General features: G+C 35.4%; 12 protein-coding genes and 1 pseudogene. 4 read left to right on the top strand and 9 right to left on the bottom strand.

Annotated elements, in window-relative coordinates:
• The first annotated feature begins 95 nt into the window (after positions 1-95).
• From G7B18_RS11780 to G7B18_RS19410, 3 genes and pseudogenes are all read left to right on the top strand, one after another.
• Positions 96-581 (top strand): thermonuclease family protein, encoded by a 486-nt coding sequence (locus tag G7B18_RS11780; protein ID WP_164112514.1) that lies wholly within the window; start codon positions 96-98, stop codon positions 579-581.
• 75 nt (positions 582-656) lie between these two features.
• Complete coding sequence (locus G7B18_RS11785) at positions 657-842, top strand: hypothetical protein (RefSeq protein ID WP_164122674.1); 186 nt, start codon at positions 657-659, stop codon at positions 840-842.
• 223 nt (positions 843-1,065) lie between these two features.
• Positions 1,066-1,446: pseudogene (locus tag G7B18_RS19410) on the top strand (hypothetical protein).
• 589 nt (positions 1,447-2,035) lie between these two features.
• Here G7B18_RS19410 and G7B18_RS11800 read toward each other — a convergent pair.
• From G7B18_RS11800 to mnmE, 8 genes are all read right to left on the bottom strand, one after another.
• Positions 2,036-3,289, bottom strand: a complete 1,254-nt coding sequence (locus G7B18_RS11800; protein ID WP_164122676.1) for an alkaline phosphatase family protein — start codon at positions 3,287-3,289, stop codon at positions 2,036-2,038.
• Entirely contained in the window at positions 3,286-4,101 is an 816-nt protein-coding gene (locus G7B18_RS11805) for a metallophosphoesterase family protein (RefSeq protein ID WP_164122678.1), read from the bottom strand. Before G7B18_RS11805 ends, G7B18_RS11800 begins: the two co-directional genes overlap by 4 nt.
• A 1-nt stretch (position 4,102) precedes the next feature.
• The gene (locus tag G7B18_RS11810) at positions 4,103-5,908 is read right to left on the bottom strand and encodes a RagB/SusD family nutrient uptake outer membrane protein (protein ID WP_164122680.1); all 1,806 of its coding nucleotides are present in this window, start codon (positions 5,906-5,908) and stop codon (positions 4,103-4,105) included.
• A 3-nt stretch (positions 5,909-5,911) separates the two neighbouring features.
• Positions 5,912-9,184 carry a SusC/RagA family TonB-linked outer membrane protein gene (locus G7B18_RS11815; RefSeq protein WP_240452845.1) on the bottom strand — a complete coding sequence of 1,091 codons (3,273 nt, stop codon included), beginning with the start codon at positions 9,182-9,184 and terminating at the stop codon, positions 5,912-5,914.
• Positions 9,185-9,351: 167 nt separating this feature from the next.
• A complete protein-coding gene (locus tag G7B18_RS11820) occupies positions 9,352-10,086 on the bottom strand; it encodes a 5-methylcytosine restriction system specificity protein McrC (protein ID WP_164122682.1) in 735 nt (244 codons plus the stop codon).
• Positions 10,086-10,337 carry a tyrosine-type recombinase/integrase gene (locus tag G7B18_RS19415; RefSeq protein WP_164122684.1) on the bottom strand — a complete coding sequence of 84 codons (252 nt, stop codon included), beginning with the start codon at positions 10,335-10,337 and terminating at the stop codon, positions 10,086-10,088. The genes G7B18_RS11820 and G7B18_RS19415 overlap by 1 nt, the downstream gene beginning before the upstream one ends.
• A gap of 33 nt (positions 10,338-10,370) precedes the next feature.
• Entirely contained in the window at positions 10,371-11,213 is an 843-nt protein-coding gene (locus G7B18_RS11830; protein WP_164122686.1) for a tyrosine-type recombinase/integrase, read from the bottom strand.
• Between the two features lie 189 nt (positions 11,214-11,402).
• On the bottom strand, positions 11,403-12,782 hold the full coding sequence (mnmE, locus tag G7B18_RS11835) for a tRNA uridine-5-carboxymethylaminomethyl(34) synthesis GTPase MnmE (RefSeq protein WP_164112517.1): 1,380 nt from the start codon (positions 12,780-12,782) through the stop codon (positions 11,403-11,405).
• Positions 12,783-13,186: 404 nt separating this feature from the next.
• On the opposite strand from mnmE, the gene G7B18_RS11840 reads away from it, so the two are divergent.
• Positions 13,187-15,685 (top strand): hypothetical protein, encoded by a 2,499-nt coding sequence (locus G7B18_RS11840; RefSeq protein ID WP_164122688.1) that lies wholly within the window; start codon positions 13,187-13,189, stop codon positions 15,683-15,685.
• A 48-nt stretch (positions 15,686-15,733) separates the two neighbouring features.
• On the opposite strand, the gene G7B18_RS11845 is transcribed toward G7B18_RS11840, so the two are convergent.
• Positions 15,734-16,594, bottom strand: coding sequence for an aminotransferase class IV (locus G7B18_RS11845; RefSeq protein ID WP_164112519.1), 861 nt, complete (start codon positions 16,592-16,594; stop codon positions 15,734-15,736).
• Positions 16,595-16,612 lie beyond the last annotated feature (18 nt).

Here is a 16,612-nt window from a genome sequence, read left to right on the forward strand (position 1 = left end):
GCTTCAGGATTTTTTATTGGATTTACAGTCATTTACTTAGGAATTAACACGGCTCGTTAGTTAGCTAATGATAACGTTTCTTCTATCTTTGCGGCATGAAGAAAATGCTCTTAATTGCGCTCTTTTTATTGTTTATTTTTGATGGTATCGCACAAAAACACATGCAAGGGCGCGTGGTGAAAGTAGCGGATGGGGACACATTTACTATCGTGGACAAGTTTCAAAAGAAAACAAAAATCAGACTACACGGAATCGATTGCCCCGAAAAAGGACAGGATTACTTTCAAGTAGCAAAAAGCTTTACCAATGGTCACATCTTTGATAAATGGATTAATATTGAGGTAAAGAGTAAAGATCGATATGGACGTATTGTTGGGATCGTTTGGCTAGAGAACCAAGAGAGTTTGAATCTTATGCTTATTCAGGCGGGTTTAGCATGGGATTATCCAACTTATAGTAAGAGCAGGATTTATCGGGACGCTGAGTTACAAGCTAGAAAAGACAAAAGTAATATTTGGTCACTTTATGAACCTACTCCACCCTGGGATTTTAGAAAGGTGAAAAAAGTTAAAAAGGCTTAAATCAGCAATATATTTTGCATATTATGTTTATATGTTTTATATCCAGTTTGGATTATGATTGATTTTTAAATAGATATGAACTCACCATTACAACGTTTAACGGTTTACCCTTCTGATCACCAAAAGATCACCGGACGTAGTGAACGTACGTGTCAACGTCTTATTAATAAAATTCGAGATATGTTCGGTTTGGGGCGACAACAACTTGTCACCATACATCTGGCTTCCGAATACCTAGGGATTCCAATGAACTATATGTAAAGTTTTATACGATAAAATCCGTATCTATAATTTGTTTCTAATTATGCCCATTGCTACTATTTACCCTTTTAGTAGATGTAATTTTTGTGCAGTCATATACGACAAAAGCGATAAGACTATTTGTGCAGTAATCTACCTTTAAATTATCAATCGGAACGTGGTACTCTCCGAAGACGTGATGTATTAATTGATTTATTAAAATTTAAAAGGTAAAAAAAAGGCAATTAAATTCAATGTTAGAGAAGTGGGCAAAACAGGAGATATTACTGCACCTAAAAAGTTTTACGCAAGGCCAGTACATACTGGTGAAGTGACATTAGCAGAGCTGGTGGAAGACATTTCGTATGCATCATCGATAACGAGATCGGACCTCTATGCTGTGTTACAAAGTTGAATACATGATATCCCCCGTAATATAGCTAGGGTAAATATTGTACGCCTTGGTGATTTCGGATCTTTTTGTTTGTCTACTCATAGCGAAGGAAGCGATCTGGAAAAAGAGGTAACGAGTGGCAACATTATTCGAACTAAACTTCTTTTTAATAGCGGAAAACGTATCAAAAACGTATTGCAAACTTTAATTTTTAAGAAAAACGGATCATAGCGTCATTTAGATGCTTTTCGTAAAGCCGGTATCCCATTGGATTTCGGCTTTTTTATATTTTTTTTAAAATATCTAGCTATAGCTTTGGTCGAAATGAACAGCTAGAGTTTCTAACGTCTACATATAGATTTCCCCATAAGTATATGTACTTTTAAGAAGTATACATATTGACTTAAAAAAAGCATTCAATCACGGACAATGTGGATCGCTTTTGGACTAAAAAGCCTAAAATTTATCGTATTAATTGAATTTTATTTTTAAATACGTTGATAATCAAGTGAAAAGAATGTGCAAACGACTTGAAGACAGATTTATTTCCCGATACAAAAAGCACTTACAGTTGATTATCAGATACTTATTTTAAAATAAATACAAATAAAATTCAATTTTGTAACATTTTATTGTTTGAGAAGTCGTCCTATTCATTCAGAATAACCATTTGATGTAGAATCATTAGGTAAATTGTCTTAAATAATACTATATCTATATTTTTAAATTTTAATAGCATAATATATGCCGCATATTATAGGTTTTGCGGCATATATTAGATTGTACCTTTAGATACAATAATACAACTAAAATTGATATATCAATCATTTGTATTTAAAATCCAGCGGTTTAAAATATTATTTTTACCTCTAAAAAGTATTTTATAAATAGATGACTTCTTCATATTGTTTGGCATTACAATAGATGCTTTTCTATCTTTAAGACTAAATTTGCCGATACTAACATATTTATCAATACCTTTTGATTTAAAATTATTCGAATTAGATATTAAAATTTCTACTTCACCATCAAACTCAATTGGAGTCCATTCTACATTAATATTTTTTCCATTTAATTTTGCACTTCCATCAGCAATAGATACATCTCCTACAAAAGGTACACCGTCTAGTTCTTGAAGCGTAGCTTCAGGTATAGTTAAATCCATATGTCTAGCTAGTGATGGATAAATATCCACTATAGCAGGTGTGTGTGCATGAAAATGCTTATTTAATTTTTTAGAATTAGTCGAAAACCAAATAGTACGCTCACGATCTGATTGCTTACCATGACTATATCCTGTAGCTACGTCTCTTCCATGATCTGTGATGACCACGACCATCCAATCTTCATTATGATATTGCTCTCTATATTTCACGGCATTAAATATATCACCTACTTGTCTATCTGCTTTTTTGATTGCATCAATCATACCATCTCCATCACCAAACATATGTCCAGCATTATCAGTATACTGTAAATATACCCAACTAAAATCAGGAGCATCTTTTCGTATACTTTTAGAAGTTTCTTCTACCACTTTTTCATCAATTTTACTGATATATTGACCCATATTATCATGAGGAAAGTTTGTTAAATCATATTCATAGCCATCAAAATGTATATCAAATTTAAAATTATCAGTTTCAACTTTTCCTTCTCCTATCAATTTTGTTCGATTGTCTAACCAAGTAGAATAAATTGCCAATTTGGATTCAGGACGAACATCTCTCATTAGTCGAAAGAAAGTTTTATAATTATAATTGGGATCTTTCAAGTCATTATTCCAAACATTATGTTTGTTACCCCATGTACCTGTTATCATGCTCGTATAGCAAACAGCTGAAATAGTTGGTGTTTCTGAATATCCTTCACGTTCTCCACCCATATATGCTCGGGTATAACCTCCTATTTGACTTATTGCGTCAATATTAGGAGTTTCTATTCTCTCTATCATATCAGCAGGAATACCGTCAACTATCACAACAATTGATTTTTTCACCTTATTTGCTACATCTTGGGCTTGAACTACAAGCGTAAGATGTAACATACTTAATAATATTGCTATTTTTTTCATTTTTTATATTGCCAAGTAAACTCTCCATTTTTATAATGTACTAATAAATTACCCGGAAAGGTGCCATGATAATCACCACTCCACCAATTTCCTGATAATGCACCTGCTGTAATAAACATTACATTTTTAACCTTTATTTCTTCATATAAATGCATATGACCTTGTAAAACAAGTTTAAGATTATGATTTCTAAATAAATCAAAAACTTCTTTTTGATTACTAAATGTATCTGCATCGGTGTATTTTCCTTCTAAAACAGGATAATAAACTGATAAAAAAGGAACATGTGTGCTTATAACTATTGGTTGAGAAGTATTTGTCTTTGATAAAATTAATTTAAGCCATTCTAATTGCTCTTCTCCTATTGTATATTTACCTTTTACATTTTGAACACTATTAAGTACAATAAATTTTACCCCTTTGTGATCGTAGGAATAATATGTTTTTCCAAATAAATCTAAGAATAAGCTATCCAGGTTATTACTCAATTTATGAGGCAAACGATCATGATTTCCAATTGTCGGATAGAAAGTGACACCTTGAATTTTAAAAATGTTTTTCAATTTTTTGTAGCGTTCAATGGCTAAAGGGAGAGATTCCTCATTTTTATTATCTATATCTACATTATCTCCTCCTAGAAGAATAAAATCCACCTTAGATTTTGTTTTTGTGATTTTATTTTCTACAATATTTAATGTACTATCATTATATATATGCATATCTGTAAAAAATGCAAAACTAAAATCTTGTGCATTTGTCTTTATAGATATACTGAATAGCCCGAAAGCAACAATTAATGCTATTTTTCTCATATTACCAACCAAAAATTTGTTTTAAATTTGAATTCAATCTAACATCTGATGCAGGTATCGGGCGATAATAATATTTTGGCTCTATAAACTCTCCAACTTCATCAACAACATCAATATAGCCTTTATTTCCTTCTGATAAAAACACAGATACATCTTCACCTATTCGACCTACTCGATAATATCTTAACACTTCTCCTTTTGAATTCATTTCTTTATTATCTGGTATAGATTCATTTGCTGACAATAAAACAATATCTTCAATACCGTCACCTGTTAAATCATGTTTACCTAATCCATTAAAATATATACCTTGTGGTTTTTTCTCTAATAATTTACCAGCATTCCACCGCATCAAATCATTGAATCTAAATCCTTCGAATGCAAGCTCCACGCGTCTTTCACGACGTATTTCCAATATAACATTTGCGTTTGAGCCTTTTACTGAAGGATACTGCTGTTGTAATAATGGATCAATACTAACATTTAACATTAATTTTGGCATTCCTGCACGATCACGTAAAACGTTAATGGATTTATCTAAATCAGATTGATTTAAATTTCCCAATTCCGCTTTTGCTTCTGCATAATTTAATAGAACTTCAGCATATCTATATAGTGGAATATCATTATTGCGTCTTCGTTCTAAACTTAGCGTATTCAGAAATCCCTTAATCTGATGGTAACCTGAGAAGTTTTTAGCTAATTGCTGTACATAAATTCCTGCCCCTTGCGAATAAGTACTTGTATAAATTAATTCCCATCCTGGAAAAGCATATGTTTGTTGCAAACGTGGATCTCTATTTTTAAACTCGTCAACAAATGATTTTGTTGCGTAGTTACTATCTTTAGTGTAAGGTGTCCCATCGCTCATTAAGTAGTTTTGCAGTAAATCACGCAATGGATAGTACTCATAGTTTCCAAACATACCAGGCCAATCTGAACCATTCAAAACGTTATTTGAATAATATCGACCAAAAACCACCTCTCTATTGTTTTCTAAGTTATCACTATAAAATAGAGAGCCATAATCAACATAAGGATTACCTGTGTTATGAATTTGAAATCCTCCATTTTGTATTATATTATCTGTTAATTCAACCGTTTTAGATAGTAAATCATTTACAGAAGAAGACAATTCTAGCTCTGAATGATATTTTCGGGTAGTACCTTCATACAAAGTAAAACGACTATATTCTTGTAATATAACCCACTTGTTAACACTGCCTTTCGCCGAAGTAGGCATGACATGTTCTGCCGCAAATTCAAAATCTTCGAGGATTTTCTGAACAACATAATCACGTTTATCGCGCCCCCCCATTAATGCAGCTTCATCAGTGGTTGAAATAACACGATCAACCCAAGGAACATCAGAAAACCTTTGAACCTTCTCTACATAAAAACGAGCTCTGAAGTATCTACCTAATCCTTCATAATGTTTTATCTGTTCTTCTGGAAGCCCAGATGTTGGTAAATTCTCTAATAGGAAATTAATATCTCTTAACCTAGACCAACTCCATCCTGTAAACATCGTCTCAGCAGTAACATTACCCAGCATAATGTTTTTGATCTCTTTATTCCCTGTTGTGCTAGCATTATCGGTTGTAGCGTCTGATTCATAAAACTCTGTAGAACTATAATTATATAAGTTATAGATATACATATCTAAATCATTAGCTGATTTAAAAAAGTTTTCTTTTGTAATTGCAGTTTCAGGAAAACGCTCTAGATAAGCATCATTACATGAAGATGTTGTTTGTAGAGCTATAGCTAAAAAAGCCAATTTTATATATATTGATTTTCTTTTCATAGATTAAAATGTTAATTGTAAACCACCTGAAAAACTTCTTTGGAAAGGATATGTAAGACCATTTCCTGCGCGCCCAGGGCTAGATGTTGGGTTTGTGTATTGATTTTGATTAATAGTTTCAGGATCGAAATACTTTTTAACTGCTGACCATTCAGTTAGATTTTCGGCACTGAAATAAATTCTTAATCCTTTGATGAAATATTTATTTAAGACCTCTTTAGGTACAGTATATCCTATTGTAAGATTTTTAAATCTTAAATATGCTGCATTTAATAAATAATTCGTTTGCGGTATTGCTAAGCCTTGCGCCTGATCAATTCGTGTTCCTAGATTTCTATCAGCTAACCAAGATTGTAGAATTGGGTAATCAGCTGAAAGATTTTGATCAGCTAACCCTAACTCTAAATAAGAGTGAGAGTGTTTACCTCGATCGATATCAGAGTCATTGGTTGGTCTGTAAAAATTTAATAAGTGACCATACATATTACCATAAGGCTGCTGATAAGCTCCCCAATATAAGTAATCGATTGGATAGTAATCACGTTTTCCAATTCCTTGAAAAAAAGTACGTAAATCAAATCCTTTATAATCAAAATTCAAATCAATACCAAACTGATAACGAGGAGATGTATTCCCAATAACCTTCAAATCCTTCGTATCAGCTAATGTATAACCTTTCTCTATAACGCCGTTATTATCCTGATCAATATAAGTAGGCCATCCAGGTACGATAGATAGTGCGCCCCAAGGAATGATACTAGTTTGATCAAGTTTTTCGATCTGGGATACATTTTCAAATAAACCATTTGACTTTAATCCCCATATCTCTCCCATTCTCATACCTTTATAATATTGTAAAATAGAATTATTAGGATTATCGAAACTTGTAATTTCACTATAAGAATCCGACAATAATATTCTTCCTGAAAAGTTAAATGGACTGTCCGATAAATCAAAGCGTTTATTATATCCCAATGATAACTCCCAACCTTTAGTTATCAAATCAGCCGCATTTTCATTTGGTTCTGTCGCACCTAAAATATTAGGTAAATCTTTACCTAATGTTAACATACCTAAAGTTCGTCTGCTATACATATCAGCTGTCAACGTAATTGTATTATTCCACAATCCAATGTCCAAACCTATATTAGTAGTATTTACTTTTTCCCAAGAATAATTATCTGATACTAAAGCAGGACTATATATTAATAAAGGTCTTTTGCCATCAATTAAATATCCTAATTCATAAGTGCTCATTGAAGGAATGTAACCGTAATTTGATACAGATTGATTACCGAGCTCACCATATGATCCCCTAATCTTAAACATATCAATAGTTTCGAAACTATCCATAAACGCTTCCTTATCCAAGCGCCATGCAGCTGAAGCCGATGGGAAAAATCCGAAACGCTTATCTTTAGGAAATCTTGACGATCCGTCATATCTACCATTAAATTCAAAGATATATTTGTCATCATATGTATAATTAAATCGCATAAATGCACCACGCAAAGCATATGAATTAATAGTTTCACTAACAGAAGCTAACCCTGTTGCTAAAGTTATAGTTGGAAATTGATCAGATATTAAACCTTGTTTTTCTGCGACAAATGATTCTATCCTATAATCCTCTTGATTAAATCCTAATAATGCTGAAATTTGATGCTTATTATCAAATGTTTGATTGTAAGTACCAAATACGTTATAAACGTTATAATATGAAAAACCAGCTTCTCTATACGCAGAACTTTCTCCCTCTGTACGAACATCATCAGGGCCAAAACCAATTTGATATTTTTTTGTAAACCAATTATAATTCATAGAATTACGTTGGTACGTGTAGTCTGCATCAATTTTGAAGATATTTTTGATAACATCAAGTTCTATATTGAAAGTTGATTGTAAATCGTTTCTTTTGATTGAGCCCTCGCCTCCATCGACCATACGAGCCGCCATACGACCAACTTCCGAATTAGCCCATGTTCCATCAGGATTCTTATCGTAAGAAGTAGGAAAGACATTATAAATTCCAAACAAATCATACTGCGATGGGTTTTTACGTTGATTATTTCCTATAGTGGTATTATTACCAAACTTTAGAAAATCAGTAAGTGTATAATTAACTTTAGAACGTATAGTATAGCGATCAAAGTAATCATCAGCTAATTGAATTGGGGAGTTTTGTCTATTATACCCACCACTGAAATAATAGCTTAATTTCTCAGAAGAACCAGATAATGCGAGGTCATGATTATGTGTCGAATTCCAATCTGATAAAAAATATCTTGACCAATCACGATCACCCATATATTCCCATTCTTTAGGATTTGATGGATTAACTCGCACACCTGAAATACTTGGGTTATCTGATCTTTCCTTTGCAAAAGCATAGTATTGATCCGAATAATTAACATTATCCCATGGTGTATTATCAGTACTTAACTCTAGTAATCTCGAGAATATGTATGGATCGACTATTTTATCAGGAATTACTGTAGGCGTATTCCATGTAAAGTTATTGTTGTATGTAACTTTTAAAGCTCCCTTACCTGATTTAGTAGTAATAATAATTACACCAAATGAGGCTCTAGCTCCATATATTGCAGCTGCAGATGCATCTTTGATAATAGAAAATGACTCAATATCTTGAGGGGAAACGCGGTTTAGTTCAGCAGAACTTACAGGAACATTATCAATTAAAATTAACGGAGCTCCACCATTAATTGAAGTTATACCACGGATATTGAAATTTGCTGCCTCGCCTGGCGCACCTGAATTAAATTGGATATTCAAATTAGGCACTAATCCTTGTAATCCTTGCGATACATTAGCAATAGGCCTGCTTTCTAAAGCTTCCGAACTAATGTAATCAACTGCACCTGATAAATTAACCTTTTTTTGTTTACCATAGCCAACCACAACTACTTCCTCTAAATTATCCGTTGACTTAGATAAAATAAATTGATTCATCTTACCATCAAATACTATTGACATATTTTCGTGGCCAACAGAAGTAAACCTAAGGGTTTCTCCAATAGAAACTTTAATATTAAACTCGCCATTAGCACCAGTTTCTACAGATTGATTTGTTGTAGTATTTTTCACTGTTACAAAAGCAATTGGATTCCCTTCTTCATCGACAACTTTACCAGCATATTGTTGAAAATCAATATTGGTAATGTTTATTGATAAATCAGCTTTAGCGTAACCTACATCAACAATACTCATACTCAACATCATAAGGAAAAATAGTCTGGATTGATTTCTAATATTCATATAAGGTTGTTATTATTTATTGCAAAATAATAGAACAAACATTATCTAGACATTAGCTTCTTATTAAGAATAAGCAAAGGAAAAACATATAATTCATATGACAGTATACGTTAAATTAATATTCAGTTGAATAATTATTTCGTGTTTCGAATGGATGAAAAAGTTATCTAGGTTATTGTATTAATTAGCCTTTCCACTATCCTTTTCTTCCAAATAACAAAGTCTTTGTCAGCTGGAATCTGTACAATATGACAATGTTTGTTGTCGAGTTCCTTATTGTCGTCCTTCTTAAAGTAACTGCCAGAAATCTTAAGTTCTTCGCCTGGATAGACTAATGCAACCATGGAAGCATCAAAATATTCGTGATACACATACATTTGTCGCAAATCATCCGTAGAAGGCCCTTTCTCATTCAAATTCTTCCATTTCGTATCCAATACAATCACTTCCTTTTTATCCTTGTGAAGAAGTACTATATCAGGTCGCATAGATGACCTTAATGCGGCAATAGCCTCGGTAGACTTCCAGAATCGCTTACTAACCTGACCTTTCACTTTATATCCCTGCAAATCTTCATCCCAAACATTATGATAATTTCTTTCAGGTTTAACCAAGGGCAAAGCGCATAAATAGCAAATACTAAGTCCTCTAAACATAAATACCAAATCAGACGCCTCCTGTTGATAAACATGATATATCATTAGTATAAATAATAATAGTAATCCTATTCCTATATTTGTGTATATTACTTTTCGTCTTTGATAAAAGCTCCAAATTTCTTCAATGCTCATTTTATTTTTTAAGAGCAAATCAACAGTCTTTAACAGCTTCATATAGCGTAATCGCTCACTTACTGTTTCATTAATACACAATAACTCACCAAATAGAATTAATCTTTTCATTAGAATTTGATTTTGTTAGCAGCCGTAACTTTTTTCGAATTTATAATCTTAGCATAAATTTCAGTCGTCCTCAACTCTTTATGCCCAAGCATTTTCGATACTGTATAAATATCTTCTCCAGCACTAATCAATAACGTAGCATTAGTATGGCGAAAACAATGAAAGGTAATATGTTTATTATTTCCGGCGTTTATTGCCCATTTTGCAAGTAAGAAATTATTATGCGAGCTATACGTTAATCCCGTGAACACGTATTCCTGTAAATCACCAACAGGATTTCCGAGTTATTTAACCGCTTCTTTCGTAATAGGCAACGTTTCATAGTATTTTGTCTTGTTCTGATTAAAACGCACAAAATAACCTTGATCTTCCGAATACTGTATGTCGATCCATTTTAACTTTAGGCAATCCCCCAAACGCATTCCTGTACGTTTCGACCAGAAAGCAGCTTTTTCCAAAACAGGATTATCACAACGAACGGCTTTCAATTTTTTGACTTCATCCAATGTCAAAAATTCACGGAAGCTTTCTCCTTGTGGAAATGCCTTAATCCTTAAAATAGGATTATGATGAAGATGCTTATCTTCCATTGCCTGTTTAATAGCTGCACGAAACTTATTGAAATAGCTGTACTTCGAATTGACTGACAATTTATAGGCTGATGATTTCTTCGTATAACAGCTATCCAAATAATCCTTAAACCCCTGACAAAAAGTTTCATCAACCTCAGACATCAGGCATTGCCCTTTGGTATAATCTTCCAAATAATTATAGGTAGATAGCCAGTTATTGTAGTTTCCTTTCGAAGTGTATCGTTTCTTGACGATGCTTTTAAAATAGGCTAGAAAGTCTAAATCTTTACTGGAGATAAATGGCATATCAAGGGTCTGACCGAGCAGATCCATTTGCCATTCACTTTCTATTTTCTTAGCCTTAACAATGGTGAACTTATTATGCTCACGTTCGATTTTGTTTGTCGGCTTTTCAAACAGATATAAATCTAAAAACTTACGACGAGTTTCTTTCTTTTTCTTCTCATCGTAAATCGGTGGATAGATGTCCAAGTAAAGACTGGTTCTACCGGACTTGTTCTTTTGCTCACGTAGCGTAACTCTGTAAGATTTCATATGATATTAGTTTTTTAAATTTGTACGTCATGTACGTGGCGAAATCAAAAAAGACAAACTACGTACAACTTCATTAAAAATGCATCGTTTCAAAACTAATGCATTACAAACAATAAAGCATCGAAAATATTTCATTTTCAATGCTTTATATTTATTTACTAATATCTATTTTTATCCAGTTATGCGCAACTACTTCCCGATACAAAATTTCGAAAAAATATTCTCCAACAAATCGTCCGTAGTGACCGTCCCTGTGATCTCTCCTAGATGATGTAACGATTGTCGGATATCCATGGCTAAGAAATCGGATGTAACCGGATTATCAATACCAAATAACACGCGTTCCAAGGCTATCTGCGTATGTTGCAGGGCTTCGACATGGCGGATATTGGTTACCATTACATCGTCAGTATTAATATTTGAAAGATTAACTTGGTTCAATAATTCTTCTTTAAGTTCTTCAATACCGGTTTTTAGTTTAGCGGATATATATAGAGGCTTTAAGCTAGCATACTCCAGTTTATCGGCATCAGATAAGAGGTCACTTTTATTGATGATAACGACGAATGGTATGTTGAGATCTTTGACTTCGGCGATTTGTTCTTGGACAGTGACGATTCGATCCTGTACGGGATCAAACAAATAGATAATTAGTCGTGCTTGCTTCATCTTCTCCCGTGTACGTTCTACGCCTTTGGCCTCAATGATGTCTTCGGTATCTCGAATTCCCGCAGTATCGATAAATCGGAAAGTTATCCCATGGATATTGATTTCATCTTCGATCGTGTCACGAGTAGTACCCGCTATATCAGAGACAATTGCACGCTCTTCATTCAACAACGCATTTAACAATGTAGATTTACCTACATTGGGTTTTCCTGCGATAACTACAGGGACACCATTTTTTAATACATTACCTTGTTCAAAGGACTGGATCAGTTTGGCGATCACACTGTAGATTTGTTGAACTAAACCTTTTAGTTGGTCACGGTTCGCAAACTCAACATCTTCCTCCGAAAAATCTAATTCTAACTCTATCAAAGAAGCAAAATGAACCAGATCCTCGCGTAGCTTTTTTAATTGGTTCGAAAAACCACCACGCATCTGTTGCATGGCCACCTGATGGGAAGCTGCCGAATTGGATGCTATCAGATCTGCTACTGCCTCTGCTTGAGATAGGTCAAGACCTCCATTTAGAAAAGCACGCAATGTAAACTCTCCGGCACGAGCTGCACGTGCACCTTTTTTTATCAGTAAATTGATAACACGCTCTATGATGTACTTTGAATTGTGCGTTGATATCTCTACCGAATTCTCCTTGGTATACGAGTTGGGGGCCACAAACAAAGAGACAAGTACTTCGTCCAATACTTCTTCCCCATCCCTGATTGTACCAAAATGTATGGTGTGCGAGTCCTGCTTAGCAAGATCTTTTCCTTTAAAAACATCGTTTACGATAGAAATAGCTTCATTTCCTGAAATACGAATCACAGCGATAGCGCCCTGAGCGCCGGGAGAGGTAGCCAAAGCTACGATAGTATCTTGAGAGATTAATCCGTTTGTAGACATTGGACAAACCTACATAAATTCGCCTTTACAAGCAATATAATTACGGCGAAATGTAAAAGCGAATTTTGTAGCTCTCCTCATCCATTTAAATTCTTTTATAGAGAAAATGTATAAAGTAAAATGTAAAAAAAAGACAACCTTGTCTGTATGATCTGTGTTTTCATATGTATATAAATTTTTTTATCTGTCATCTGGAATATCCAAACCGAGTGTAACGAGCTCACGAAGTAATTATAATTATGCACGATTGTTGTAGTTGGTGTGCATGCTACTTCGCCGTCATTCGTGTTTTGTGCCGTATCACCTGCATGGATATTATATACAATCGATTGTGTAACCTTATTGTTATGTGGGCTTTAGATACAGATTCTATTTATATTTGTTTCCGTAAAACCTTTAAACTTATGAGTACCTATAAAAAAGTTGTTCTTAGAGCCGTCTTTGCCACAATGAGTTTGCCCGTTTTAGGGTTTGCTCAGTCTGATTTAACTGTACAATTGAGAGATCGAAATGTCACCATCAATACCAAAGGACAAATTGCTTATATAGGAAAAGCAGATTCAACAGATAATCTCCTATTGACAGATTCTGTTTCTTCCTTATTACGCATCAAAAGGTTTGGGCAAACACAGAGCGAAAATCCCAGAAAGCTGAGTTGGGTTGACAAAGGGAAAAGTACGATTTTAAATTTCGATTTTGACGGTCCGAAAGTCGAGGTTTTACTTACCAAGAATCCAGATTATTTGAAGTTTGAAGTGTTAAATGTAGAGCACGAAGACAAAGTCGAATTGTTGCAGTGGGGACAGATTTATACCCGACTCGATGGGAATGTGGGACAGTCTTTAGGAGCTGTATATAACGCGAGTGATGCTGTAGGTTTAATGGGGCTTAATATCAAGAGCTCAGGAGGATTTGAGATCGATCATCGTGAACGGTTTGGTAATGCTGCGCAAAGATTGGTCAAGGGCTCCGTTCTTCAAGGTTTTACACGAAATCGGTCTAAGCAAAGGCAGGATGATAACTTTATTCAAGAGCTGACTGAAGCGGTTCCTGTCCATGGGGATGATGCGAGGCTTAAAGGATCTGCTTTTGCCCTCTATACGACCGATAGTGCATCTCTACCCCGGGTTATCGAAGGTATAGAGATAAAGGAAGGTCTCCCCCATCTCACCCATTCTGGAGAATGGATCAAAAGATCTTTGTATTCAACTTCTTCCAAATTTATTATCTCTTTCACGGAACAGAATATTGACGAGTGTCTGGATATCGCACAGCGTGCGGGTATTACCAATGTATATCATCCAGGTATTTTCAAGACTTGGGGAACTTACCAATTAGATTCCAAGGCTTTTCCAAATGGTACTAGATCACTGGCGTTATGCAGTGATAAAGCCAAACAACGCAACATGAATCTAGGCGCTCATACGCTGACCAACTTTATAACGACCGACGACCCTTTGGTCAGCCCAAAGCCACATCCGGGGCTACAGTTGGCTGCTGTGACAGCACTTCAAACGTCAATCGGAACCGATGACAGTAGCATTCTTTTGCAGAACAGTACGTTGATTAAAGCCTATATAAAAGACGAGCTACTTCCTTCTAAAACAGATAATAATGTTAATCAGAATCGTGAAATATTTGCGATCCGGATTGGGGATGAAATCATCGAATATGCGGCGGCCAAAGTTTCAGGACGCCTGATTGAGCTGAGTGGTTGTAAAAGAGGAGCCTTCGGAACAACGGCCTCTACACATCAAAAAGGTCAACGGGTAGGACGCTTAGCCTCACATGCCTATAAAGTTTTCTTTGCCGATATTAATCTACAGGACAGTGTCGCCATGAATCTTGCACGTTTTTTTAACGAGGGTAAATTAGAACGCATTAGTTTTGATGGCGTTGAGGGTGGCGTTGCTACAGGGCACAACCGCTATGGAGGCGAGCGTTTTGTCGATGTCTTTTTCAAGCACTTGGAAAATAAGAACATCGTCGCCAATTCCAGCGATGTGATGCACTACGCTTGGCACTACTTTTCCAATGAAAGCTGGGGCGAGCCTTGGTGGGCCAAAAGCTTCCGCGAATCCCAACTAGATCATCGTTTGGGCGTACAGAAGGCGCTGAAAGAAGACCTTTTACCTCGAAAGATGGGGCAGTTCAGTATTAAAGAGAATACTACGCTAAAAGATATCAATTGGATCATGGGACTTTGTGCAGGTTTTGATAATGGTGTAGACTTTTACGTCTCTCCAGCGATTATTAAAGCCAATCCCGATGGAGAAGCGATTTTGACGGCTATCAAGAGGTGGGAAACAGTGCGTATGATGAAAACCCTTTCCGATGAGCAAAAAGAGAATTTACGTAATGTATTTACTTTGTACGAGTTGACCGGAGAATTGAACAACCCTAGTTTACGTATTATTGAGACGTGGGCACCGGAAGGAGGACAATTGCAAAAGGAAAACGACAGAGTTACACTCCCTATTAACCTATTGGAGAGGACACAAAACACCATCATTACGTTTGACTATAGACACCACAGCCAAGTTACAGAGCCTGGTAAGCCGACGCATTCCGAAGTGACATTTAATTCCTCCGGAGAGAGCCAGCCCCTACGTTTTGCTATCCGCGTCTCTGCTACGGCAAAAGAAAAAGTAGAAGGCCTGCTTCTCAAATCTGGAACTAGGCAATTGGATATACCTTTCGTACTTAACCCCGGGGATTATGTGATTTTAGATCGCGACAAAAGTTTGAAACAGTTCGATTCCAATGGCATGTTGCTAAACAGCACTAGGCCTAGACAGCTGTTTAATATCAATAAAGGTGAAAATATTATTCTCATTGATTACAAAGCATTGCGCGATAAGTCAGGCCCTGAGGTAATTCTCAACGTTGCTTTTGATAAATAGGCAATTGACCTGCTCATTCAGGAGCTATTCGGAATGAGCAGGATTACTTTAGTTACCTTCTTTAATGTAGTTCCAACTGCTCAATTTATCTTGTAAGATACGCGATATCTTGTTGAAATACCGTTTCTGTTTGTAGCCCATTACCCATTGTATACCCTGTATAGCATTGGTGCAGAATATTTCATCAGCCTTTTTCATAATCTCTGGACTGATTTGAGCTTCCACGACAGGTATTCCTTCAGATTCAGCGATATCCATTACCACACGACGCATGACCCCAGCTATGCAACCTTGGTTTATTGCAGGGGTGTATAATGTTTTTTCATAGTAAACAAAGATATTGGAACTCAGAGCTTCGCAAAGAAAGCCTTCTTGATTGAGTATGAGCACATCGTCGTAATCAAATTTCTTTTTATAAAGTCCCGCCAAAACATAGATTAGCGAGTTGTTCGATTTCAGGTCAGACAGATCACTAAAAGGCTTTTTATTTTCAGTATATAGATCGATAATCAATCCTGTTTTCTTGTCCCTAACAGGCTCTTTGAGACTTTGTACCTGAAAGACAAAGCCTATGCTGTTGCTGTCTGGTGCATAGAGGCCATTTCCTTCCCGAAAGACAACCAGACGTACACGGACGCGCTGCCCCAGCATGTTGTTCTTTCTAATGAGTTCCTCCGTGGACGCTTTTATAAAATAGGTATCAAATTTACCTGCTTTCTCCAGGCTAAGTCTTTGCATGCTACGTTGTAGACGTTCGATGTGAAAGTCTAAAAAACGTATTTCACCATCTTTATACAGCATGGTCTCGAAGATTCCGTCTCCGTAACGGAAAGCACGGCTATTGGCTGTAAATATAGTATGTTCCTCCGGCACTAGCGTACCGTTGTAGTTCATGTAGTGTGTAGGCATAAAAAATGCATTAAAATT

The organism is Sphingobacterium sp. xlx-130 (genome assembly GCF_011007405.1).
Lineage (GTDB): Bacteria > Bacteroidota > Bacteroidia > Sphingobacteriales > Sphingobacteriaceae > Sphingobacterium > Sphingobacterium luzhongxinii.